A 19,534-nucleotide genomic window follows, 5' to 3' on the forward strand; every position below is an offset into this window, starting at 1 on the left:
CTTATTCTTTTTTTCTTTTACTTAAACCAAAGTTTATTTTATACCAAACACGCTCATGTAAATAATACAATATCATTTTAGTAATCACTTCAGCGAAGCCTATTTGTAAAGCAGCAAGTGGATTACCCGAAATAATCCAAGCTAACGTCATAGTATCTATTGTTCCTATAAACCTCCACGTAATGGTTTTGGCAATATGTCGTTTTCTACTTTCAAGAAGAACACCATCCTTCGATAAATTAATTTTGTACCAAACACGTTCGTGTAAGTAGTATAATACTGATTTTGTTGTGACTTCAGCAAATCCTATTTTAAGACCTGCCAAAGGGTCTCCAGTAACTATCCAAGAGAGAATTATTGTGTCTATTGTTCCAACAACTCTCCATGTAATGGTTTTGGCAATATGTCTTTTGTAAGAAACGTCTGCCATTTACTTACTGACTAAAAAGTAGCTGTTTAATAGGTTTTCTTTATTGTATGCTAATGGTTTATTTGTTTCTTTTGAAATAACTTGCAAACCAACAGCGTTACAAATGGCTTGACCTGCAGCAGTGTCCCACTCCATTGTTGGTGCATATCGTGGATATACATCAGCATTTCCTTCGGCTACCAAACAAAATTTTAACGAGCTTCCTTTTGAAACAATCTCAACCTCTTTGCCATCTGCTTTCAAGCTTTCTACAAAATCCAACGTATCTTGGTTCATGTGCGAACGACTACCAACCACCTCAACTTTATTTGAATTATTATTCTTTGGTTGTAATGGTTTGGCTAATTCTAATATCGTTTCAACAGCAACATCATGAGACTCTAAATCTACCTTAAATGCTTCGTTGTTTTCTACATTAGCGAAATAGATGGTTTTTACTGCTGGTACATAAATAACTCCTAAAACAGGTTTTCCGTTGGTTACTAATGCGATGTTTACCGTAAATTCTCCGTTACGTTTTATAAACTCTTTAGTACCATCTACTGGATCTACAACCCAGCACGTTTCCCAAGTTTTTCTAACAGTATAATCTGTTTGCTTATTTTCTTCTGAAATTATTGGAATTTCCGTAGGAATCAGGTACGAATTAATGACATCATTAGCTTTTTTGTCTGCCTCTGTTAAAGGTGATTTGTCGTCTTTTATTTCTACATCAAAAGCTGTATCATATACTTGCATAATTACTTTTCCTGCTTCTAATGATGCTTTGATAGCTGTTTGTAACTGTTTATTCATTTTTTATATTTTGTATTGCAGCTATTAAACTATCTCTCCAATAAGGTATTTCTAGTTTAAATGTTATTTCTGTTTTTGTTTTATCTAAAACACTAAAGTGAGGTCGTTTTGCCGGTGTAGGGAATTGAGCAGTAGTAATATTATTTAACTGAATGCTTGAGTTAGTAATATCAAAAATGGCTTTTGCAAAATCGTACCAACTAGCAACCCCATTATTACTATAGTGGTAAATCCCATAATCGGAAAGATCATTTTCAATAATGTGTAAAATTGCTTTAGCTAAATCTTTAGCATAGGTTGGTGTGCCTATTTGGTCGCCTACAACACCTAGTTGATCTCTATCTCTAGAAAGCCTAAGCATTGTTTTTAAAAAATTATTTCCGTGTTCTGAATATAACCAAGAGGTTCTTATTATAAAGTATTCATTTAAAATTTTAGCAATTTCATTTTCTCCACCTAATTTGGTATCTCCATATGCTCCAATAGGGTTTGTGTCATCAACCTCTTTATAAGGCTTGTTGGATGCTCCATCAAAAACAAAATCAGTTGAAACATGTACCAATTTTACTCTATATTCCTTACAAGATTCTGCTAAGTTTTTTGCTCCTTGAACATTAACCTTAAAAGCTGTCTTGTAATCGGATTCTGCTTTATCAACTGCTGTATAAGCCGCACAGTTAATACACCAATCAAACTTGTTTTTCTCGAAGAAACATTCAACTTGCCTCTTGTTTGTTATGTCAAGTTCCGAGGAATTTACATATTGAATATTTAACAAACCTTCATCTAGGTCTTTAATACACTTTCCCAATTGTCCGCCACTTCCAGTAACTAGTATTTTAGGAATCATTTAAAATATGCTTCTATAGTTGGTAAAATTATGTCCTTATCAGACAATTGCGCTTCTTCTTGTTTTATTTTCCAGTCAATATTTAATGAGGGATCATTATATAGAATACCAGCTTCAGACTCTTTATTATAAAAGTTGTCGCATTTATATGAAAAGATTGCCGTTTCACTAAGCACTGAAAAACCATGGGCAAAGCCTCTTGGAACAAAGAGTTGCTTTTTGTTTTTTTCTGTAAGTTCTACTGAAATATGTTGACCAAATGTTGGGGATTCTTTCCTTATGTCTACTGCAACATCCAATACAGCTCCTTTTACAACTCGAACAAGTTTAGCTTGAGCAAACTCTCCTTTTTGAAAGTGAAGCCCTCTTATTACACCTCTTGACGAAAAAGACTCGTTGTCTTGCACAAAATTAACAGACTTTCCTATTAACTTATTAAATGCTTCTTGATTAAAACTTTCAAAAAAATATCCTCTATCGTCTTGAAAAACACGGGGCTCAATAATAAAGCAATCTTTAAGTTTTGTTTCAGTTGCTATCATTTTTTGTTTTTTATTAAGCCTAAAAGATTTTTTCCGTAACCACTCTTCATTAGTGGTTTCGCTAAAGCTTTAAACTTTTCTTCTGTAATATATCCCATTTCGTAAGCTGCTGCTTCAATAGAGCCAATTTTTAAACCCTGTCTATTTTCTATTACTTCAACAAATTGCGATGCCTGCATTAAGGATTCAAAAGTGCCTGTGTCTAACCACGCTGTACCTCTATCTAAAATACTAACACTTAATTTATTTCTTTTAAGGTATTCTTTATTAACATCAGTAATCTCTAGTTCCCCACGGCTACTAGGTTGAATGTTTTTAGCAATATTTACGACTTCATTGTCATAAAAATAAATTCCTGGAACAGCAAAATTGGATTTCGGTTTTTTTGGTTTCTCCTCTATAGATATTGCTTGTCCATTTTCATCAAATTCAACAACGCCATAACGCTCTGGGTCATGAACCCTATAAGCGTAAATAATACCTCCATCAGGATTATTGTTACTCTGTAGAAGTTTTGAGAGACCTGTTCCATAGAATATATTATCACCTAAAATTAACGCAACTTTGTCATTGCCAATAAATTTTTCACCAATAATAAAAGCTTCTGCAAGGCCATTTGGCGACTCTTGCACAGCATATTCAAAAGTACAGCCATACTTTTTACCGTCACCTAATAAATCTTTAAAAAGCGGTAAATCCTTAGGTGTTGAAATTATCAAGATTTCATTAATGCCAGAGTACATTAAAGTAGACAATGGATAATAAATCATTGGCTTATCGTATACAGGCATTAATTGTTTGCTTACAGATAGTGTTAAAGGGTGTAATCTAGTACCAGAACCTCCGGCTAGTATAATTCCTTTCATTGATATTGTTTTTTATAATATGATTGATATTCTCCAGTCGTAACACGGTTTAACCATTCTTGATTACCTAAATACCAGTCGATTGTAATTGACAATCCTTGTTCAAATGTAACGGATGGTTTCCAACCAAGTTCTTTATTTATTTTATTAGCGTCTATAGCGTATCTTAAATCGTGCCCTGGTCTATCTTTTACATAAGTTATAAGTTTCTCAGAAGTGCCTTTTTCTCTCCCAAGTTTTTCATCCATTTGTTTACACAGTAATTTTACAAGGTCTATGTTCTTCCACTCATTAAAGCCTCCAATGTTATATGTCTCCTCATTTTTTCCCTCATGAAAAACTAAGTCAATAGCTATAGCATGATCAACAACATACAACCAATCTCTTGTGTAATTACCATCGCCATAAACAGGTAATGGTTTGTTATTAATTATATTATTTATAAAAAGAGGAATAAGCTTTTCTGGAAATTGATTTTGTCCGTAATTATTAGAACAATTCGTGATTACATAAGGCAAATTATAAGTTTCCCCATACGCCCTAACAAAATGGTCTGAACTTGCTTTAGATGCTGAATATGGTGAGTTTGGGGAATAAGATGTTGTTTCTGTAAATAACCCTGATTCTCCTAAAGTTCCATAAACCTCATCTGTACTTACATGATAAAATCTTTTACCTTCAAAATTATCATTCCACAACTTTTTAAAGGCATTTAAAAGATTGATGGTGCCAATAATATTTGTTTTCACAAATGCTAAAGGATCTTTAATAGATCTATCTACATGAGATTCCGCAGCTAAATGTATAACACTATCAAATTGATGTTCTTGAAAAAGACTATCAATTGTTTCTTCATCATTGATATCGGCCTTAATAAAGTGATAATTCTCTTTATGCTCTACGTCCTTTAAATTCTCTAGATTACCTGCGTAGGTTAAACTATCTAAATTAAAAATATTGTAATTAGGATACTTGTTTACAAACAACCTAACAACATGTGAGCCTATAAAACCAGCTCCTCCTGTAATTAATATACTTTTATCCCTCATAAGAGTTGACATATTTAATGATTTTGACAGATTGATAAATTATACACATTACTAAAAAAGCCAATAGAGGAAAAATCAAAGAATATCTCTCCCAAATTGTTGTATATTTTGCTCCAACATCTTGGAAACTAGATAATGTATCAAAAAACACATCCTCTTCAACCTTTTGTGACTCTAATTCACTTAATTCCCTTCTTAATTTTATTTCTTCTTGAAGAAGGTCATATTCTCTTGTGTTTGTTTTCTCTTGAATAAATGACAATCCATCTCTAGTAGTATAAGAGCCATCTTTGGCCTTAGACTCTTCTTCCATTACATTCACATATACCTGTTTTAATGAATCTACAACCCTAATAGATGACAAAATTCTTTGCTTCTTAATAGCAATCAAAGAATCTCTTTTTTCCATCTTCTTGATTGAATATGTGTTGGTAAAAGTTGAGTTTAGTCCATCTTCTAAAGACCTGAAAATATCCTTTTTAAATGACTGAACATTAATTTCAAATATATCTCCTGAATAAATACTTCTATTCTCTAAAAACTCCTCAAACTCTACTTCTTGAGCTCTAATACTATCTAGTCCTTTTAAAAAGGTATCGTATTGTTTTATTTGGTCGTTTTCGTTTTCAGGCCCTGGGTGAATTTCAAATTTTATTAATTTTTCAGCATCTTCACCTTTTATACCAAATATTTCAGTTAGTTGCTTATGATCACGCTCTCCAATAAGTGCATTATAATAATTTATATTGGTTACTAACTGAAATTTAGAGTCAAAATAGGGTTTAACTAACATCTGAGACGTATAAACATCAGGTCTTGTTTTTTCTAATGCAAATCCAATAACCCCTGAAATTACTACAACAATTGCTATAATTTTAAAGTTAACTATTATAGCTCGAAGGGCGTAAATAAAAATAGAAAAAATTGACTTAAAAATTGACTTTATAAAGTTATACAGCCTACTAAAAAGTCCTCCAATCATATTAAAGATTTGAATTAAATCTATTTCTTCAGAAGGTGTATGCTCTGGTAAATTTTTACTCATTTGATGATATGATTAATTAAATATTTGTTTAATAATTTGTCTTGTGATTAAGTATGTTGGTTTAACTCCTGAGGTTCCTAACCCTCCTGATGCTAATGTACTCCCTGTCTCTAAAGGATTATCACTAGCATAATAAGCGTACCTTACTTTAACATCAGGTCCTATATTCCCTCTAACTTTTGATGCTGCTTGGATAGCCTTTTGGTAGTGAGCTCCTTCCATTTCTAAGCCAATTACATTCCATGTAGAATTAAAGAAAAACTTTAGTATCTCTTTGTTTTGTAAAGATGTTCCTAAGACCGTAATCATAGATCCTTCATAAACATCTATATCATTACCTTCTAATTCGGCCTTACTTAATTCATTTTTAAAAGGGTAGTTATCTGCTGTACCTTCAAAAATATGCGCAGAAGGTATCATAATATCTCCTTTTTTTCCTTCTAAAATTCCTGCTTTACCCATTAAAGATATTGACGCTACATTAAGGTGTGTGTTTGTTGCTCCTACTTTTAAAGGTTTTAAAAGCTCATCCATAGTTTCGTAAGCTTGTTCTCCAAATGCATAATCCATAACAATTATAACAGGCAATTCGCTAGTCTTAGATACTTTTTCTCTATCAACATCTATGTCTAGCTTTGAGAAATCAATCTTAGAGGTGTCAAAAATTTGCACATCAATATTAGCTCCTGAGTTATCTGGAATATAAATCATTCCATTCTGCAACGCAACTTTTTCTACTTTATTGCGTAATGCCTTATTCTCTTTTTGACTTAAAGCTTGGTATACATCAAAAATGTCTTTCTTAGCTGCAAACGTTTTTAACGCTTGTGGCATAAATAGAGAGTTCATAACACTGTGCATATTAGCACTAATAACATGAATCTCGCGATCCAATAAATTGTTGCTCTTTAATACATTTTTTATGTTATCAGCCCAAATTTCTCCATGAATATGATGTCCTAATCTTTCTCTTAAAACAGGACTAAAAGTTACAGTTCGTTTGTTATTATTAACTGTCTCTTCTATTGCTAACTTACCCAACCAGTATACTATATGTAAAAATCGTTCTGGTTGTGTAGGTATAGAAAAACTATCGTAAATAGACATTAACTCGTTAAACGTTCTGCCTAAAATATTTGCCGTATGAGTTACAGCTATTTCTCGCTCTTTTTGATCTAACTTACTACTTTTTAAAACTGCTTTTTCAAGCTTTATCCAATCTCTTGTTGTTGTACCTTGTTCGTCTATTAAAACACGGTTGCTTATTTTGTGAGACTCTACGAAAAGAAACGTAAGGTGTGTAAGAATATCGTAAATCTCTGAACGTCCTCTAGTGATTTCAATATTCATCTGCTCATCATCAATCCTGTAGCAATTTCTTCTTCGTTTTGGAGGAATTATGGGTTTGAAATGTGAATTTGCATAACCTTCATCGCTTGTTAAGTTGATAAACGTACATTCTTCAATACCTTGAGGTAATCTATCAATTACATACAGAAGTCCTTCAAGCTCTGCTTTTTCTTCTGAAATAGAACCGTAAATTTCTGGTCTAAGTAGCAATAACGACTCTCGAAGTGTTTCACCAGAAACTCCCATAGGCTTATAAAATCCTCTATTAAAGAGATGCCTCATGGTAATGTACATCCTTTCTATAGCATTCGAGCTTTCTTGAGCTCTCGTTCTGTCATGGCGTTTACTTTTGTTCATACTAACTATTTGGCGAGCAAATATAACACTATTATTTAGTTAAATTAAGCTTTATTAAACTAGTCGCAATATCTCTTCCGTTTGAAAGTCTAGGCAATTTGTTTTGACCGCCTAATTTTCCTATGCTTTTCATGTAATTTTTAAAGCCCTCTTTTTTTATTAGAGTGATTTTTAACGGTCTAAGAACTTTTCCTTCGATTAAATCAAAGTAATAACTGTTCTGTTTTTGTAATGATTTATCAATCTTTTCTTCTAATTCAAGAAGGTTTTCAGGCTCGTTTTCAAACTCTATAAACCACTCGTGATATGGTAATCCTGATGTTGGATTAATTTGTGGCGCAACTGTAAATTCTGTAACCTGAATATTGGACCCTTCAACCGCTTCTTGTAATGCTTGTTCAACCTCTTTACCAATGACATGTTCTCCAAAAGCAGAAATAAAATGTTTTATTCTTCCAGATACAATTACACGATACGGTTTTATTGAAGTGAACTCAACTGTATCTCCTATATTATAAGCCCACAAGCCTGCATTGGTGGAGATAATCATAACATAATTTACACCAACCTCAACATCTTTAATCGTAATTCGTTTGGGACTCTCTTCAAAAAACTCATCAGCTTTAATAAACTCATAAAAAATTCCTGAGTTTAATTGCAATAGCATTCCTTTTTCGTTTTGTTTATCTTGAAAAGCAAAAAAACCTTCGCTTGCTGGATATAGTTCAATACTGTCAACCTTCCTGCCTATAAGGCTTTCAAATTTAGCTTTATAAGGTTCGTAGTTTACACCTCCAAAAATGAATAAGCTGAAGTTTTTAAAGACATCTCCAACGTTTTTATTGGTTTTTTCTTTAATTTTTTCAAAATACATTTGAACCCAAGACGGAATACCAGAAATAACCGTCATGTTTTCAGGCAAAGTTTCGTCAACAATAGCATTTACCTTAGTTTCCCAATCTTCAATGCAATTGGTTTCCCATGATGGCATTCTGTTTTTTTGAAGATAATTAGGCACATAATGGGCTACAATTCCTGAAAGTCGTCCTAGTTCTATACCATTTTTCTTCTCCAAAATTGGACTTCCTTGAAGAAAAATCATTTTCCCATCAACAAACTTACTGTTTCCTGTTTCGGCTATGTACATTAAAATAGCGTTTCTAGCAGCTTCAACATGAGTTGGCATGCTTTCTTTTGTTAATGGAATATACTTTGCACCAGATGTTGTCCCTGAGGTTTTAGCAAAATAGATTGGTTTCCCTTTCCAAAGTATATCTTCTTCGCCAGCAACAACTCGTTCTACATAAGGCTTTAGGTCTTCATAATCTCTTACAGGAACCGCTTTTACAAAATCGTTGTGATTATTAATTCCAATAAAATTATGATCTTTTCCAAATTGCGTAGCTGCTGCAGTACTTATTAGTTCTTGAAAGACTTTTTCTTGTGTTTTAATAGGGTTATTAGCCCATTTTAATATCGACTTTTTTACTCTTTTGGCAAACGGTTTAGCAAGTGCAGATTTTATTGAAAACATTACTTAAAATCGATAAAATTAGTTGGGTTTACTGGATAGCCTCTATTCCAAAGTTCAAAATGAAGGTGAGGTCCTGTTGTAAATTGTCCTGTGTTTCCTGCCATAGCAATAACTTCGCCTGCTTTTACCAAATCGCCTTGTTGCTTAGTTATTGATGCGTTGTGTTTATAAACTGATATTAGCTCATAAGTATGCTCAATAATAACCACATAACCTGTTTCTGCAGTCCATTCGGCAAAAATAACTGTACCATCAGCAGTGGCTTTTACAGGTGTGTCTTTTGCAACAACTATGTCTACAGCATAGTGTTTGTCCTTTACATTATACTCTTCAGAAATTGTTCCGTTAACAGGAGGAAACAATACAAAATTTGATGCAGAAATAGCAGATTCAAATAGGTTGTATTTATCTTCTTTATCTACTTTTTCTCGTAATAATGAATCTTCTTTACTAGGTGTTAAGTTTATATCATTAAGGTCTTTGTTTACAGCTTCAATAATAGAATCTTTATTGAAATCGACCGTTTTTACATCTCCTGTAAGTACTTTTTTAATGGACTCGAAATAGCGTTCATTCATATGAATCACTTGCTGTAACGAATCAGTTTTATAATTAAGCTCAGTAGCTTGTTTTTTTAATGCTGTTGAAGAGTAACCAGGTATGTACTCTCTTAATGAGGTAAATGCTATTAAAAGAATGGTTCCTGTAATTAATAATATTGTTGAAAGCGCTACAATAACAAAAACATTAAGTCTTGTTAGTTTTATAGCAAAACGTTCTTCAAAAGTATCCTCGTTTAAAATAACTAGCCTATACTTGTGAAGCAGTTTTTTAGCGAATTTTTTTTCTTTCTTTTTTTTAGCCATTGCAAAGCAAAATTAATTAAAATAAACGCAAGTTATAATGCTATTTCTTAAAGTTTGCTTTTAAACGCTTAAATTGAACTTTAATTATTAAATTTGCAATTCAAATTAAAATGTTATGATAGCAGCAAGTATATTTTTAGCTCCAGGACCATGGCAAATTGTTTTAATAGTTGTAGTGGTATTATTATTATTTGGTGGTAAAAAAATCCCTGAACTTATGAGAGGTTTAGGAAGTGGTATTAAAGAATTTAAAGATGCCAGTAAAGAAGACGAAAAAACACCTTCCGACAAGAAAGAATAAACTTGATATATTCTAATAAAAAAAGCCAACATTTAAGTTGGCTTTTTTCTTATTTGATTGTTGTAGATCGTATTATCGATTCTAGTTCAAAAATGTAATCTCTTTTATTTATTGAAGGCGCAAAAACATAACCTTCAACTACAATATATCTTTTGTTAATTTCATCTTCAATAGCGTAATTGATAAATGGTCCAGACATAAAGTCGTTTTTAACTTCCCAAATACCTTTTGTCTCTATTGTAGGCTTATTGTCAATAATGGTTTCAAAAATGTAAGGTGCATACGCCTTTTCGGTAATCATGTGTGTGTTTTCCAATCGTCCTTGAATGTGTTTTTCTCCAATAGAATCTCGCATTCTTACAATATCAATTACTGCACTATCGCCTTTTCTTATATGATCAAGAGGTACTTCATATATCATTAAATCCATATTTCCTGTTTGGATGTCTTTACGAATCCAAAAGAAATCGTCAGTTGCAGTTGCAATTCTATAAACTGATGGAAATTTAATAGACACTCCCAACTTATCCTCTATAGGTTTTGAGTCGAAAAGCGAAAGATTAATTCGTCGTTGTTTTTCTTTAATTTCCTCCTTTTTAAAGGCATCAACAATTTTATCAGCATTAGTTTCTAATTGCTCAATAATTTCAGCATCTGTTTGACCAGAAACAACAATAACGGTTTGTGGCTTTGCAAACACATCATGTGCAATTTTAGTTCCTGCAGCTTTGCCTTTTTCAATTTTTAAAATAGTTCTGTTTTTTGTTGTAAAACCAGAAAATACCTGAGTAGGCATTTGACTGATAGAAAACAGTGGTTCGTCTTGAGACAAACCGTGTACTGGAGCAGCTAGTATGCCTCTAATGCTTTCTCCAACGCTGTCTTCCCATAATAAATTGTCGGCAACAACCAAAAGTTCATTGATGTTTCCTGACGAACTTGGAACAATACGTTGTCCTTTAGATTTTTTTTCATCGCATCCTACTAGGACAACAAATAAAAGTAGTGCTAATGTGGTTAGTTTTTTCATTGTGTAACTTTAGTTTTTTTAGTTTGAAACTATAAGAGTCATTCCTATTTTCAACTTTGTACCACTAATACCGTTCCAATCTTTAATATTTTGAACAGAAATTCCAGGAAATTTTTGAGAAATACTCCACAAAGAGTCTCCTTTTTGAACTTTGTAGGTCTTTTTATTAGCAACATCTACCGTTTTAGTAACTGTTGTGGTAGGCTTTGGGCTACTTGAAACCGAAGGGTTTCGAGGGTATATTGTTAAGCGTTGTCCTATTCTTAAATTATTACTTCTTAAACCATTCCATTGCTTTATTTGACTAACTCTTACTCCAAATTTTCTCGCAATTTTTCCTAAGTAATCACCACTTTTAACTCGATATACTGTTTTGGTATCTGCATTAAAAAACTGTGGTAAAGGTTTTTCTCTTTTGTCAAACTCTGCTTTTGCATAACCATAAATTTGCTCTTCGTTAGCCACAAAAGATCCAACCGCTTGCCTTGGAAGGCGCAAGTAATAATCTTTACCTTCAATATGTGGTATGATGTCTAGTTTATAAGAGGGGTTTAAAAACTGAAGCTCTTCAATTGGCACTTGAGTAACCTCTGAAACTTGATCGAGCGTTATCATTTGCTTTACTCTTATCGTATCAGTTTCTACATAATGAAACTGAGGTTTTTCAGGTTTAAAACCATGTTCTTCGGCAAACTCAAAAATGTACATTGTAGCTAAAAACGCGGGAACATAACCTGCTGTTTCACGAGGAAGATTGTGTCTTATATTCCAATAGTTTTCATAACCTCCAGAACGTCTAATCGCCTTGGAAACATTTCCTGGTCCTGAGTTGTAGGCTGCTAAAGCTAAATCCCAATCACCAAAAATTTCATATAATTTTGAAAGATAAGTAGCTGCAGATTTTGTTGATTTTATTGGGTCGCTACGTTCGTCTACATAACTACTTACATCTAACCCATATTGCTTTCCTGTGGCAAACATAAACTGCCATAAACCTGTTGCTCCTACTCTAGATTTTGCTCTGGGTTTTAAAGCTGATTCTACAATAGAAAGGTATTTCATTTCCAAAGGAATGTTGTAGTTATCAAACTCTGCTTCAAACATTGGGAAATAATAATGGCTTAATCCCATGAGTCTTTCAAAAGAGTTTCGTCGGTATTTTAAAAAGCGTTTAATAACACTCTCTAACGACGTATTATATTCAACATTAAAAGGTGTTCTGGCGTTTAACTTTGCTAATCTTGCTTTAAGCGTATCTGTTGAAAGTTCAGGAAAATCAATGTCTTTGTAATCTAGTTCAGAAACCGTTTTATAAATGGTATCAAACAGCGTGTTACTGTACAATTCCTCTAGCCATTTTTCGTCAAGTTCCAATGCCAATTCATGATCTTTAAGCTCTTTTATGGATAATGAATCTTGTACAGGAGAAATGGGTTTTATAGGAATAGTTTTTCCATCTACAACCGAATCTATTACTTTTTCAGTTGTTTTAACCAAAGTGTCTTTTGTGGTTTTTGTTTTAGCCTTTTCTTGGGAAAAACAAATAGCACACAACAACAATGCGCCTAGTGTTAGGGTTTTTAGTTTAGGTTTCATCGAAAACATGTATTTATCTACCAACGGCAGATAAGCTAAAATCGTATTTTTTTATCTAAAATGAAAGATAGCAATACTTTTTTAACAGAAACTCAATGTACAGTAAAAAACTGTGTTATTCTAAAATAGCAGCAATACCTGGTAAGGTTTTTCCTTCTAAGCTTTCTAGCATAGCTCCACCTCCAGTACTTACATAACTTACTTTGTCTTCGAACCCAAATTGTTTTACAGCAGCAACTGAGTCTCCTCCACCAACAAGCGAAAAGGCACCATTTTTAGTAGCTTCAGCAATATAATCGCCTAAAGCAATAGTTCCTTTAGAGAAGGTTTCCATTTCAAATACACCTAAAGGTCCATTCCATAAAATAGTTTTACACTGTAAAACAACCTCTTTGAAGTTTTCTAATGATTTTGGTCCAGCATCAAGACCTTGCCAACCGTCAGGGATTTTAGTTACATCCATAATTTGTGTTTCGGCAGTATTACTAAATGCATTTGCAGCAAGCACATCAACAGGTAAATGAATTTGAACACCTTTTGATTTGGCTTGTTTTAAAATATCTAAGGCTAACTCCATTTTATCATCTTCACAAATAGAATCTCCTACGCTTCCGCCTTGAGCTTTAACAAAGGTAAATGTCATACCACCACCAATTATTAAGTGGTCAACTTTATCTAAAATATTTTCTATAATGGTAATTTTTGAAGACACTTTTGCGCCTCCAAGTACTGCTAAAACTGGTTTTTCTCCAGACGTCATTACTTTATCAATACTTTCTATTTCTTTAGCCAATAAACTACCAAAGCATTTATTTTCTGGGAAAAACTCAGCGACAATAGTTGTTGAGGCATGCGCTCTATGCGCAGTACCAAAAGCATCGTTTACATAAATGTCTCCTAGTTTAGACAATTGCTCAGCAAACGCCTTGTCGCCAGCTGTTTCCTCAGCATAAAAACGTAAATTCTCTAACAACACTACTTCTCCTGGTTGAAGGTTTTTTACAACTTCCTCTGCCTCTGCTCCAACACAATCAGGAACAAATTTTACAGCAACACCTATGGTTTCTGAAACTTTATCAACAATATGCTTTAATGAAAACTCTTCTTGAACACCTTTTGGTCTTCCTAAATGCGACATTAACACACAGCTTCCTCCATCTTCTAAAATTTTAATAATTGTAGGTTTAGCTGATACAATTCTTGTGGTATCTGTTACCTCAAAAGCGTCGTTTAAAGGCACATTAAAATCTACACGAATTAAAGCTGTTTTGTTTTCAAAATTGAAGTCGTTTATTGTTTTCATTGGTTGTTTATTTTATATCCTAATAGCACAAATGTAGTTAATTAAATTACTCCAAAAAATCGGTTTTTCAACGAAAACGATTTCATCTTAAAAGAAGTATTAAAAAACATATATTTGCTGATATGTTGTTTACAGAAGTTATAGGGCAAGAACATATAAAAAACCATTTAACCACAAGTGCCGACAATGGTCGTATCTCGCATGCGCAATTGTTTGTTGGTCCAGAGGGTTGTGGTGCTTTACCAATGGCAATTGCCTATGCGCAATACCTTTTGTGCAAAAACTTAAATGGTGAAAATACAGGCGGAAATGATGCTTGTAACTTAAAATTTAAAAACTATTCGCATCCTGATTTGCATTTTGCTTTTCCTGTTGCTGCTAACGACAAGGTGAAAAAACACCCTGTTTCGTCTCATTTTTTAGAAGAATGGCGAGAATTGTTAAAAGAGCAACCTTATGGCAATTTATTTGATTGGTACAAAAAACTAGGAATTGAAAACAAGCAAGGTCAAATAGGTGTTGATGAGGCACAAGATATTGTAAAATCTTTAGCCTTAAAATCTTATGAAGGCGGTTACAAAGTGATGATTATCTGGATGGCTGAAAAAATGAATACTTCGGCTGCTAATAAGTTGCTTAAGCTTATTGAGGAGCCACCAGAAAAAACCATTTTTATTCTTATTGCTGAAGACGAAGAGCAAATTATAAATACCATTTTATCACGTTGTCAAGTGCTGCATTTTCCGCCATTAGCTGAATTGGATATTAAAAACGCACTGCTACAACAGTTTGATATTGCCGAAGCAGATGCTACTAAAATTGCACATCAAGCTAATGGTAATTATAACAAAGCTTGTGATTTAGTGTATCACGATTCTGAAGACATTCAGTTTGAAGAATGGTTTGTGTATTGGATTCGTTCGGCATTTAAAGCCAAAGGAAACAAAGCCGCAATACACGATTTGATTTCTTGGAGTGAAACTATTGCCAAAACTGGTCGTGAAACCCAAAAGCAGTTTTTACATTTTTGTATGGACTATTTTAGGCAAGCCTTATTGTTAAATTATAATGCGCAAGAGCTTGTTTTTGTAGAACCAAAATCAGAAAGTTTTAAGCTAGAAAAGTTTGCGCCTTTTGTTCATGGTAATAATATTATGGATATTTCCAACGAGCTGCAAGATGCTATTTATCATATAGAACGAAACGGAAATGCCAAAATTATTTTAACCGACTTATCAATAAAACTCACACGTTTATTACATAAAAAAGCCAGCTAATTGCTGGCTTTTATTTTTTATTCAAAAGTATAAGTAGCAGTATCTACTTCGGTAACCCTAAAGTAACCAAACGCATAATTATCTGGGTTGGTTGGGTTAATACAATTTCCTCTTATTAAAGCTGCTGTAGAGCTAAATGGGTCGCCTTGACTACCATGTTGCTCAATTAACAAACGTATAAAGTTGTAATATTGTTCAGAAATTCCGTAAAGGCTAATATTAACGACATCTCCTGCTTCAAAAGGCGTTTCTTCACTGTCTTCATCATCGTCTTTTTCAAGGAAATCATGAATTTGGTTACCATCAGTAAATTCATCAGACACATCTTCTAAATACGGAAACAAATCACCTTCAACATCATACTTTATTAGGTAGAAGTTTTCAATATTAGCAGGATCTGTAAAGTATAAATTGAGTTCTAGTAACTCGTCGTCAAATCCGCCTTCAATGCTTTGATTAACTTCATTAATATCTGAAACCGACATCAAGGTTTCAGTTGCTTCATACGTTTCACCATCATAAACAATTTCTAGGTGATACGTATTATTTAAAATAGGAACAAAAGTACTTGTTGAATAGGTGCCGTCATTGTTGTCATCAAAAGGAAAAACCTCTCCAGAGTCTTCATTGGTAACAGTTACAATTGCTCCTGTAACACTAGTGTCTTGGTCTGTATCAAAAAACGGTGTTGACATACTCAATGAAATGGACTGCACATTTCCTGTCGTGCCTTTTTCCCAATCTAATGAGGCTTCTACCACTAATCTGGCTTGTGCTGTTGGAACATCTACATCTATGGTGTCTTCGCAAGACGTCAATAAAAAACCTAGGGTAAATACTATTAATATATATCGTTTCATGGAATTAAAATTTAAAGTTATAAGTTACTGAAGGAATGATGCCAAAAATGGAAATTCTAGACGCTTCGTTTAAGCCTGTTTCCCTATTTTGACTAAAACTAATTGAGGCTGCATTTTTTCGGCTGTACAGATTGTAAATACCAAAAACCCATTCTGATTTCCAGCGTTTATCAGGATTTCTGTTTGGTTTATAAATTGCAGAAACGTCTAATCTGTGATAAGCAGGTAAACGGTCTTCGTTTCTGTTTGAATAGGTTGCAACTGATAATCCTTCGTAGTTGTACTGTCCGTTAGGATACGTTACAGGACGTCCTGTTTGAAACACAAAATTTGAACTGAAGCTCCACTTGTCATTCAGTTTATAAACTCCTGTTAAAGAAATATCATGAGTACGATCATAAGGTGTATTGTACCAATCTCCATTGTTAATTCCTGGTCCACCAGCATTTCCACCAACAGCACGTTGCTCAGACTTTGAAAGTGTATAGGCCAACCAACCAGTGAAATCACCTTTGTTTTTCCTAAGCAATACTTCCAAACCGTAAGCTCTAGCTTCACCATTTAATATTTCAGTTTCAATATTGTTGTTCCCTATTAAATCAGAACCGTCTATATAATCAATTCTATTATCAACATGCTTGTAATAGGTTTCCAACTCCAGAGCGTAAGTGTTGTCTTTAAAGTTCTTGTAATAACCCATAGCAAACTGATTAGAAATTTGAGGTTTTATGTACTTTCCACTTGGTGTCCAAACATCTAATGGTGTAACTGACGACGTGTTGGATAGCAAATGCAAGTATTGCGTTGACTTGGTGTAACTCGCCTTAATGGAAGACGCATTGTTAAGTTGGTAAGATACGCCTAGTCTAGGTTCAAAATTACCAAAGGTTTTAATGCTTTCGCTTTTACTGTACGCTGTTTCACTTTCTGCTTCACCACGTTCGTAAATTCCTAAATCGTTATTGTAAACCACAGGTTGATTGTTTACATAATTAGTCATGCTTTGTCCTCCAAGTCTAGAAAACGCACTGTAGCGTAACCCATAGTTAAAGGCAAGTTTATCAGAAATTTGATGTTCCGCACTTATGTAAGCAGCACCTTCAAAAGCACGTTTTTCGTCTAATTTTAGAGGATTAATTGGTGATGTTTCTGAAGATGGTCTTACTTCTCCAGGATTAACATTGTAGGTTAATCCACTAATACCAAAATCGAGCGTAATATCATTATTTACGTAGTAACCTAAATCATATTTCACATTAAAATTGGTAATGTCTGCATCCCAATCTAGTTCAATAAAATCTAGCACAATGTTGTAATCATATTTGCTATAAATAAAAGATAGGTTTGAAAACAGCCTATCGTTAAACACATGATTCCAACGTAAGTTACCAGTTGCGTTACCATAGTTGTTTTCTATAATTTTTGATAGATTAAATACGTCGCGACCAAAATAACCAGACAAATACAACTTGTTGTTTTTATTAATCTCATAATTGGTTTTAAGATTAAGGTCGTAAAACGAAATTTTATCGTCCTTTACATTTTCAATAAGTGGCATAAATAGGTGTGCATAAGATGCTCTACCAGCAATTAAAAACGAGCCTTTATCTTTAAATAAAGGCGATTCGGCTGTTAGCCTACTAGAGATTAAACCAATACCTCCTGTAAGTCCAAATTGTTTGCTATTTCCATCTTTTTGTCTCACATCAAGTACAGAGGACACACGACCACCATATTTTGCAGGAATGTCTCCTTTGTAGAGTTTAATGTTCTTTATAGCATCTGAATTGAATACTGAGAAAAACCCAAAGAAATGTGACGTGTTATAAATTATAGCTTCGTCTAAAAGCACTAGGTTTTGGTCTGCTGCTCCACCACGAACATGAAATCCAGCTGAACCTTCTCCATTATTGGTTACACCAGGAAGCAATTGAATAGATTTTACAACATCAACTTCTCCTAAAACCGCTGGCATTTGTTTTATGGTTTGCGCATTAAGTTTAGAAACGCTCATTTGTGGTTTTCTAATGCTTACTACTTCAGATTCTTCTGCTACAATGATTACTTCATCTAATGCAGTTGCCGATTCTTGTAACTCGAAATCTAGTTTTTGATCGGCATTTAAGGTTATTTCTTTAGTTACGGACAAATAACCAACGTAAGAAATAACCAAAGTGTAACTCCCTTTTGGAGCTGTTAAAGAGAAAAAACCATACTCGTTGGTTGTAGCTCCATAATTGGTGTCTTTTAAATAAACGGTTGCTCCTAAAAGTGTTTCGCCATTAGTAAGGTCTTTAATGGTACCGCTAATACTGTATTGTTCCTGTGCTTGACACCATAAGCTAGTAAATAGGAAAAGGACTAAACATAATTGTTTCATTAGTTTTTGTTCTGTTTTTTGATTGATAAAATTAAGGTTTGAAATAGAATAAAATCGATTTTTACTTTATGGATTTGTTAACGCAAAATAATTTCAAATATTGATGAAATCCATATTCTAGACGATCTTTTGGAGTGAATTGTTACAGTTTTGGAGTGAATTGTCCTGGTTTTAGAATCAATTGTAGCAATAAAAAGTGTTTAATTGTCCAAATCCTTCTTTATAGCTTCTAAAAAAGAGTTGGAAACTGGGATTTTTAACCCCTCAAAATTGGTGTTAAGCACTAAAAATGCTTTTCCGTTTTTTCTGGTTAAATGTTTCACGTGAATTAAATTTACAGCAAACGACCTATGACATTGTTTAATTGGTAAGTTTTCGGTTTGAGACAATATGTGTTTTAGTCTATTTCTTACAATGTGTTTTTTAATAGTATTGTTTTTTATAAAATTAACTACAACATATTGATTGCTAGATTCTATGTATACAATCTCATTTATAGATAAAGCAATGTCTAATTGATTGTTCTCGTCTAATAAGTTTAACGTGTCTTTTTGCTTTGTTTTATCGTATTTGTATTTAAATGTAAGTAGTTGCTGATCTAGTTCCTTTACTTCGGTTTGAAGTCGTTTTATGGCTATGTAAATGACTGTTCCAAAAAAAGGAAAAATTAAAATCAATAACAGCTTAGGATACATTTTTACCTGAAACCAAATGTTTAGTTCTTGTTCAAAATCGTTACCTAAATCAGGAATAATAAAAGACATTCCAAAGTTTATAAACAGCAAAATTAAAGCCTCAATCAACAGCCAAAATATATATTTTTTAATTTTAATATTTTGAAAACCAAATAGTTGCCTAAAAAAGAATTGTGAAAGTGTTAATGCTAAAAACGTACTTAATGCAATGGAAAAGAAAAACAAAAACTTATTAAGCGTACTGTTAACAGGGTTTGACATTTCTTCTGAAATACCGTAAGGCTGAAAAATAATAAGGAATAAATGAGAAAATACAATAGCACTTATTATGTAAAGCCATTTCGATTTCTTGTCATCAAAATAATCAAAAGGTTCTTTTAAATACTCTCGTATTTGCATTGTGTATGA

General features: G+C 33.2%; 18 protein-coding genes. 2 read left to right on the forward strand and 16 right to left on the reverse strand.

The features are described 5' to 3' along the window. Position 1 precedes the first annotated feature (1 nt). From OD803_RS04060 to OD803_RS04105, 10 genes are read right to left on the reverse strand one after another with little or no spacing between them, the layout of a single operon-like run. The gene (locus OD803_RS04060; RefSeq protein WP_262732445.1) at positions 2-430 is read right to left on the reverse strand and encodes a DUF2061 domain-containing protein; all 429 of its coding nucleotides are present in this window, start codon (positions 428-430) and stop codon (positions 2-4) included. Beyond that, positions 431-1,225 carry a 3'(2'),5'-bisphosphate nucleotidase CysQ gene (gene cysQ / locus OD803_RS04065; RefSeq protein WP_262732446.1) on the reverse strand — a complete coding sequence of 265 codons (795 nt, stop codon included), beginning with the start codon at positions 1,223-1,225 and terminating at the stop codon, positions 431-433. Beyond that, complete coding sequence (gene rfbD / locus OD803_RS04070) at positions 1,218-2,075, reverse strand: dTDP-4-dehydrorhamnose reductase (RefSeq protein ID WP_262732447.1); 858 nt, start codon at positions 2,073-2,075, stop codon at positions 1,218-1,220. Before rfbD ends, cysQ begins: the two co-directional genes overlap by 8 nt. Then, on the reverse strand, positions 2,072-2,617 hold the full coding sequence (rfbC, locus tag OD803_RS04075; protein ID WP_262732448.1) for a dTDP-4-dehydrorhamnose 3,5-epimerase: 546 nt from the start codon (positions 2,615-2,617) through the stop codon (positions 2,072-2,074). Before rfbC ends, rfbD begins: the two co-directional genes overlap by 4 nt. Then, entirely contained in the window at positions 2,614-3,483 is an 870-nt protein-coding gene (gene rfbA, locus OD803_RS04080) for a glucose-1-phosphate thymidylyltransferase RfbA (protein ID WP_262732449.1), read from the reverse strand. Before rfbA ends, rfbC begins: the two co-directional genes overlap by 4 nt. Then, entirely contained in the window at positions 3,480-4,544 is a 1,065-nt protein-coding gene (gene rfbB, locus OD803_RS04085; RefSeq protein ID WP_262732450.1) for a dTDP-glucose 4,6-dehydratase, read from the reverse strand. The genes rfbA and rfbB overlap by 4 nt, the downstream gene beginning before the upstream one ends. Continuing rightward, on the reverse strand, positions 4,522-5,577 hold the full coding sequence (locus tag OD803_RS04090; RefSeq protein ID WP_262732451.1) for a hypothetical protein: 1,056 nt from the start codon (positions 5,575-5,577) through the stop codon (positions 4,522-4,524). Before OD803_RS04090 ends, rfbB begins: the two co-directional genes overlap by 23 nt. A 12-nt stretch (positions 5,578-5,589) precedes the next feature. Beyond that, positions 5,590-7,284 carry a DUF6909 family protein gene (locus OD803_RS04095; RefSeq protein ID WP_262732452.1) on the reverse strand — a complete coding sequence of 565 codons (1,695 nt, stop codon included), beginning with the start codon at positions 7,282-7,284 and terminating at the stop codon, positions 5,590-5,592. Positions 7,285-7,315: 31 nt separating this feature from the next. After that, positions 7,316-8,818, reverse strand: a complete 1,503-nt coding sequence (locus tag OD803_RS04100) for a GH3 auxin-responsive promoter family protein (RefSeq protein WP_262732453.1) — start codon at positions 8,816-8,818, stop codon at positions 7,316-7,318. Beyond that, on the reverse strand, positions 8,818-9,684 hold the full coding sequence (locus OD803_RS04105; protein WP_262732454.1) for a M23 family metallopeptidase: 867 nt from the start codon (positions 9,682-9,684) through the stop codon (positions 8,818-8,820). The genes OD803_RS04100 and OD803_RS04105 overlap by 1 nt, the downstream gene beginning before the upstream one ends. Before the next feature lie 115 nt (positions 9,685-9,799). Here OD803_RS04105 and OD803_RS04110 point away from each other — a divergent pair, with 115 nt between their 5' ends. Next, a complete protein-coding gene (locus tag OD803_RS04110; RefSeq protein ID WP_129759781.1) occupies positions 9,800-9,985 on the forward strand; it encodes a twin-arginine translocase TatA/TatE family subunit in 186 nt (61 codons plus the stop codon). Between the two features lie 49 nt (positions 9,986-10,034). On the opposite strand, the gene OD803_RS04115 is transcribed toward OD803_RS04110, so the two are convergent. The 3 genes from OD803_RS04115 to OD803_RS04125 form a co-directional block, all read right to left on the reverse strand. Further along, a complete protein-coding gene (locus OD803_RS04115) occupies positions 10,035-11,015 on the reverse strand; it encodes a DUF4837 family protein (RefSeq protein WP_262732455.1) in 981 nt (326 codons plus the stop codon). 18 nt (positions 11,016-11,033) lie between these two features. Further along, on the reverse strand, positions 11,034-12,611 hold the full coding sequence (locus OD803_RS04120) for a LysM peptidoglycan-binding domain-containing protein (protein ID WP_262732456.1): 1,578 nt from the start codon (positions 12,609-12,611) through the stop codon (positions 11,034-11,036). A 115-nt stretch (positions 12,612-12,726) separates the two neighbouring features. Then, positions 12,727-13,914: a phosphoglycerate kinase gene (locus tag OD803_RS04125; protein ID WP_262732457.1), complete on the reverse strand. Its 1,188-nt coding sequence runs from the start codon at positions 13,912-13,914 to the stop codon at positions 12,727-12,729. 122 nt (positions 13,915-14,036) lie between these two features. On the opposite strand from OD803_RS04125, the gene OD803_RS04130 reads away from it, so the two are divergent. Then, the gene (locus OD803_RS04130; protein WP_129759788.1) at positions 14,037-15,191 is read left to right on the forward strand and encodes a DNA polymerase III subunit; all 1,155 of its coding nucleotides are present in this window, start codon (positions 14,037-14,039) and stop codon (positions 15,189-15,191) included. Between the two features lie 17 nt (positions 15,192-15,208). Here OD803_RS04130 and OD803_RS04135 read toward each other — a convergent pair whose 3' ends face one another. The 3 genes from OD803_RS04135 to OD803_RS04145 form a co-directional block, all read right to left on the reverse strand. After that, complete coding sequence (locus OD803_RS04135) at positions 15,209-16,051, reverse strand: DUF4249 domain-containing protein (RefSeq protein ID WP_262732458.1); 843 nt, start codon at positions 16,049-16,051, stop codon at positions 15,209-15,211. 4 nt (positions 16,052-16,055) lie between these two features. Beyond that, positions 16,056-18,431: a TonB-dependent receptor gene (locus OD803_RS04140; RefSeq protein WP_262732459.1), complete on the reverse strand. Its 2,376-nt coding sequence runs from the start codon at positions 18,429-18,431 to the stop codon at positions 16,056-16,058. Positions 18,432-18,631: 200 nt separating this feature from the next. Then, positions 18,632-19,525, reverse strand: a complete 894-nt coding sequence (locus OD803_RS04145) for a LytTR family DNA-binding domain-containing protein (protein WP_134198341.1) — start codon at positions 19,523-19,525, stop codon at positions 18,632-18,634. Positions 19,526-19,534: the final 9 nt, after the last annotated feature.

Source organism: Gaetbulibacter sp. NE (genome assembly GCF_025548475.1).
Taxonomy (GTDB): Bacteria; Bacteroidota; Bacteroidia; order Flavobacteriales; family Flavobacteriaceae; genus Gaetbulibacter_B; species Gaetbulibacter_B jejuensis.

Bases quoted from the DNA above. Each gene is read 5' to 3' on its own strand.
- OD803_RS04060 (WP_262732445.1), bottom strand. From the start codon at position 430: ATGGCAGACGTTTCTTACAAAAGACATATTGCCAAAACCATTACATGG.
- cysQ (WP_262732446.1), bottom strand. From the start codon at position 1,225: ATGAATAAACAGTTACAAACAGCTATCAAAGCATCATTAGAAGCAGGA.
- rfbD (WP_262732447.1), bottom strand. From the start codon at position 2,075: ATGATTCCTAAAATACTAGTTACTGGAAGTGGCGGACAATTGGGAAAG.
- rfbC (WP_262732448.1), bottom strand. From the start codon at position 2,617: ATGATAGCAACTGAAACAAAACTTAAAGATTGCTTTATTATTGAGCCC.
- rfbA (WP_262732449.1), bottom strand. From the start codon at position 3,483: ATGAAAGGAATTATACTAGCCGGAGGTTCTGGTACTAGATTACACCCT.
- rfbB (WP_262732450.1), bottom strand. From the start codon at position 4,544: ATGTCAACTCTTATGAGGGATAAAAGTATATTAATTACAGGAGGAGCT.
- OD803_RS04090 (WP_262732451.1), bottom strand. From the start codon at position 5,577: ATGAGTAAAAATTTACCAGAGCATACACCTTCTGAAGAAATAGATTTA.
- OD803_RS04095 (WP_262732452.1), bottom strand. From the start codon at position 7,284: ATGAACAAAAGTAAACGCCATGACAGAACGAGAGCTCAAGAAAGCTCG.
- OD803_RS04100 (WP_262732453.1), bottom strand. From the start codon at position 8,818: ATGTTTTCAATAAAATCTGCACTTGCTAAACCGTTTGCCAAAAGAGTA.
- OD803_RS04105 (WP_262732454.1), bottom strand. From the start codon at position 9,684: ATGGCTAAAAAAAAGAAAGAAAAAAAATTCGCTAAAAAACTGCTTCAC.
- OD803_RS04110 (WP_129759781.1), top strand. From the start codon at position 9,800: ATGATAGCAGCAAGTATATTTTTAGCTCCAGGACCATGGCAAATTGTT.
- OD803_RS04115 (WP_262732455.1), bottom strand. From the start codon at position 11,015: ATGAAAAAACTAACCACATTAGCACTACTTTTATTTGTTGTCCTAGTA.
- OD803_RS04120 (WP_262732456.1), bottom strand. From the start codon at position 12,611: ATGAAACCTAAACTAAAAACCCTAACACTAGGCGCATTGTTGTTGTGT.
- OD803_RS04125 (WP_262732457.1), bottom strand. From the start codon at position 13,914: ATGAAAACAATAAACGACTTCAATTTTGAAAACAAAACAGCTTTAATT.
- OD803_RS04130 (WP_129759788.1), top strand. From the start codon at position 14,037: ATGTTGTTTACAGAAGTTATAGGGCAAGAACATATAAAAAACCATTTA.
- OD803_RS04135 (WP_262732458.1), bottom strand. From the start codon at position 16,051: ATGAAACGATATATATTAATAGTATTTACCCTAGGTTTTTTATTGACG.
- OD803_RS04140 (WP_262732459.1), bottom strand. From the start codon at position 18,431: ATGAAACAATTATGTTTAGTCCTTTTCCTATTTACTAGCTTATGGTGT.
- OD803_RS04145 (WP_134198341.1), bottom strand. From the start codon at position 19,525: ATGCAAATACGAGAGTATTTAAAAGAACCTTTTGATTATTTTGATGAC.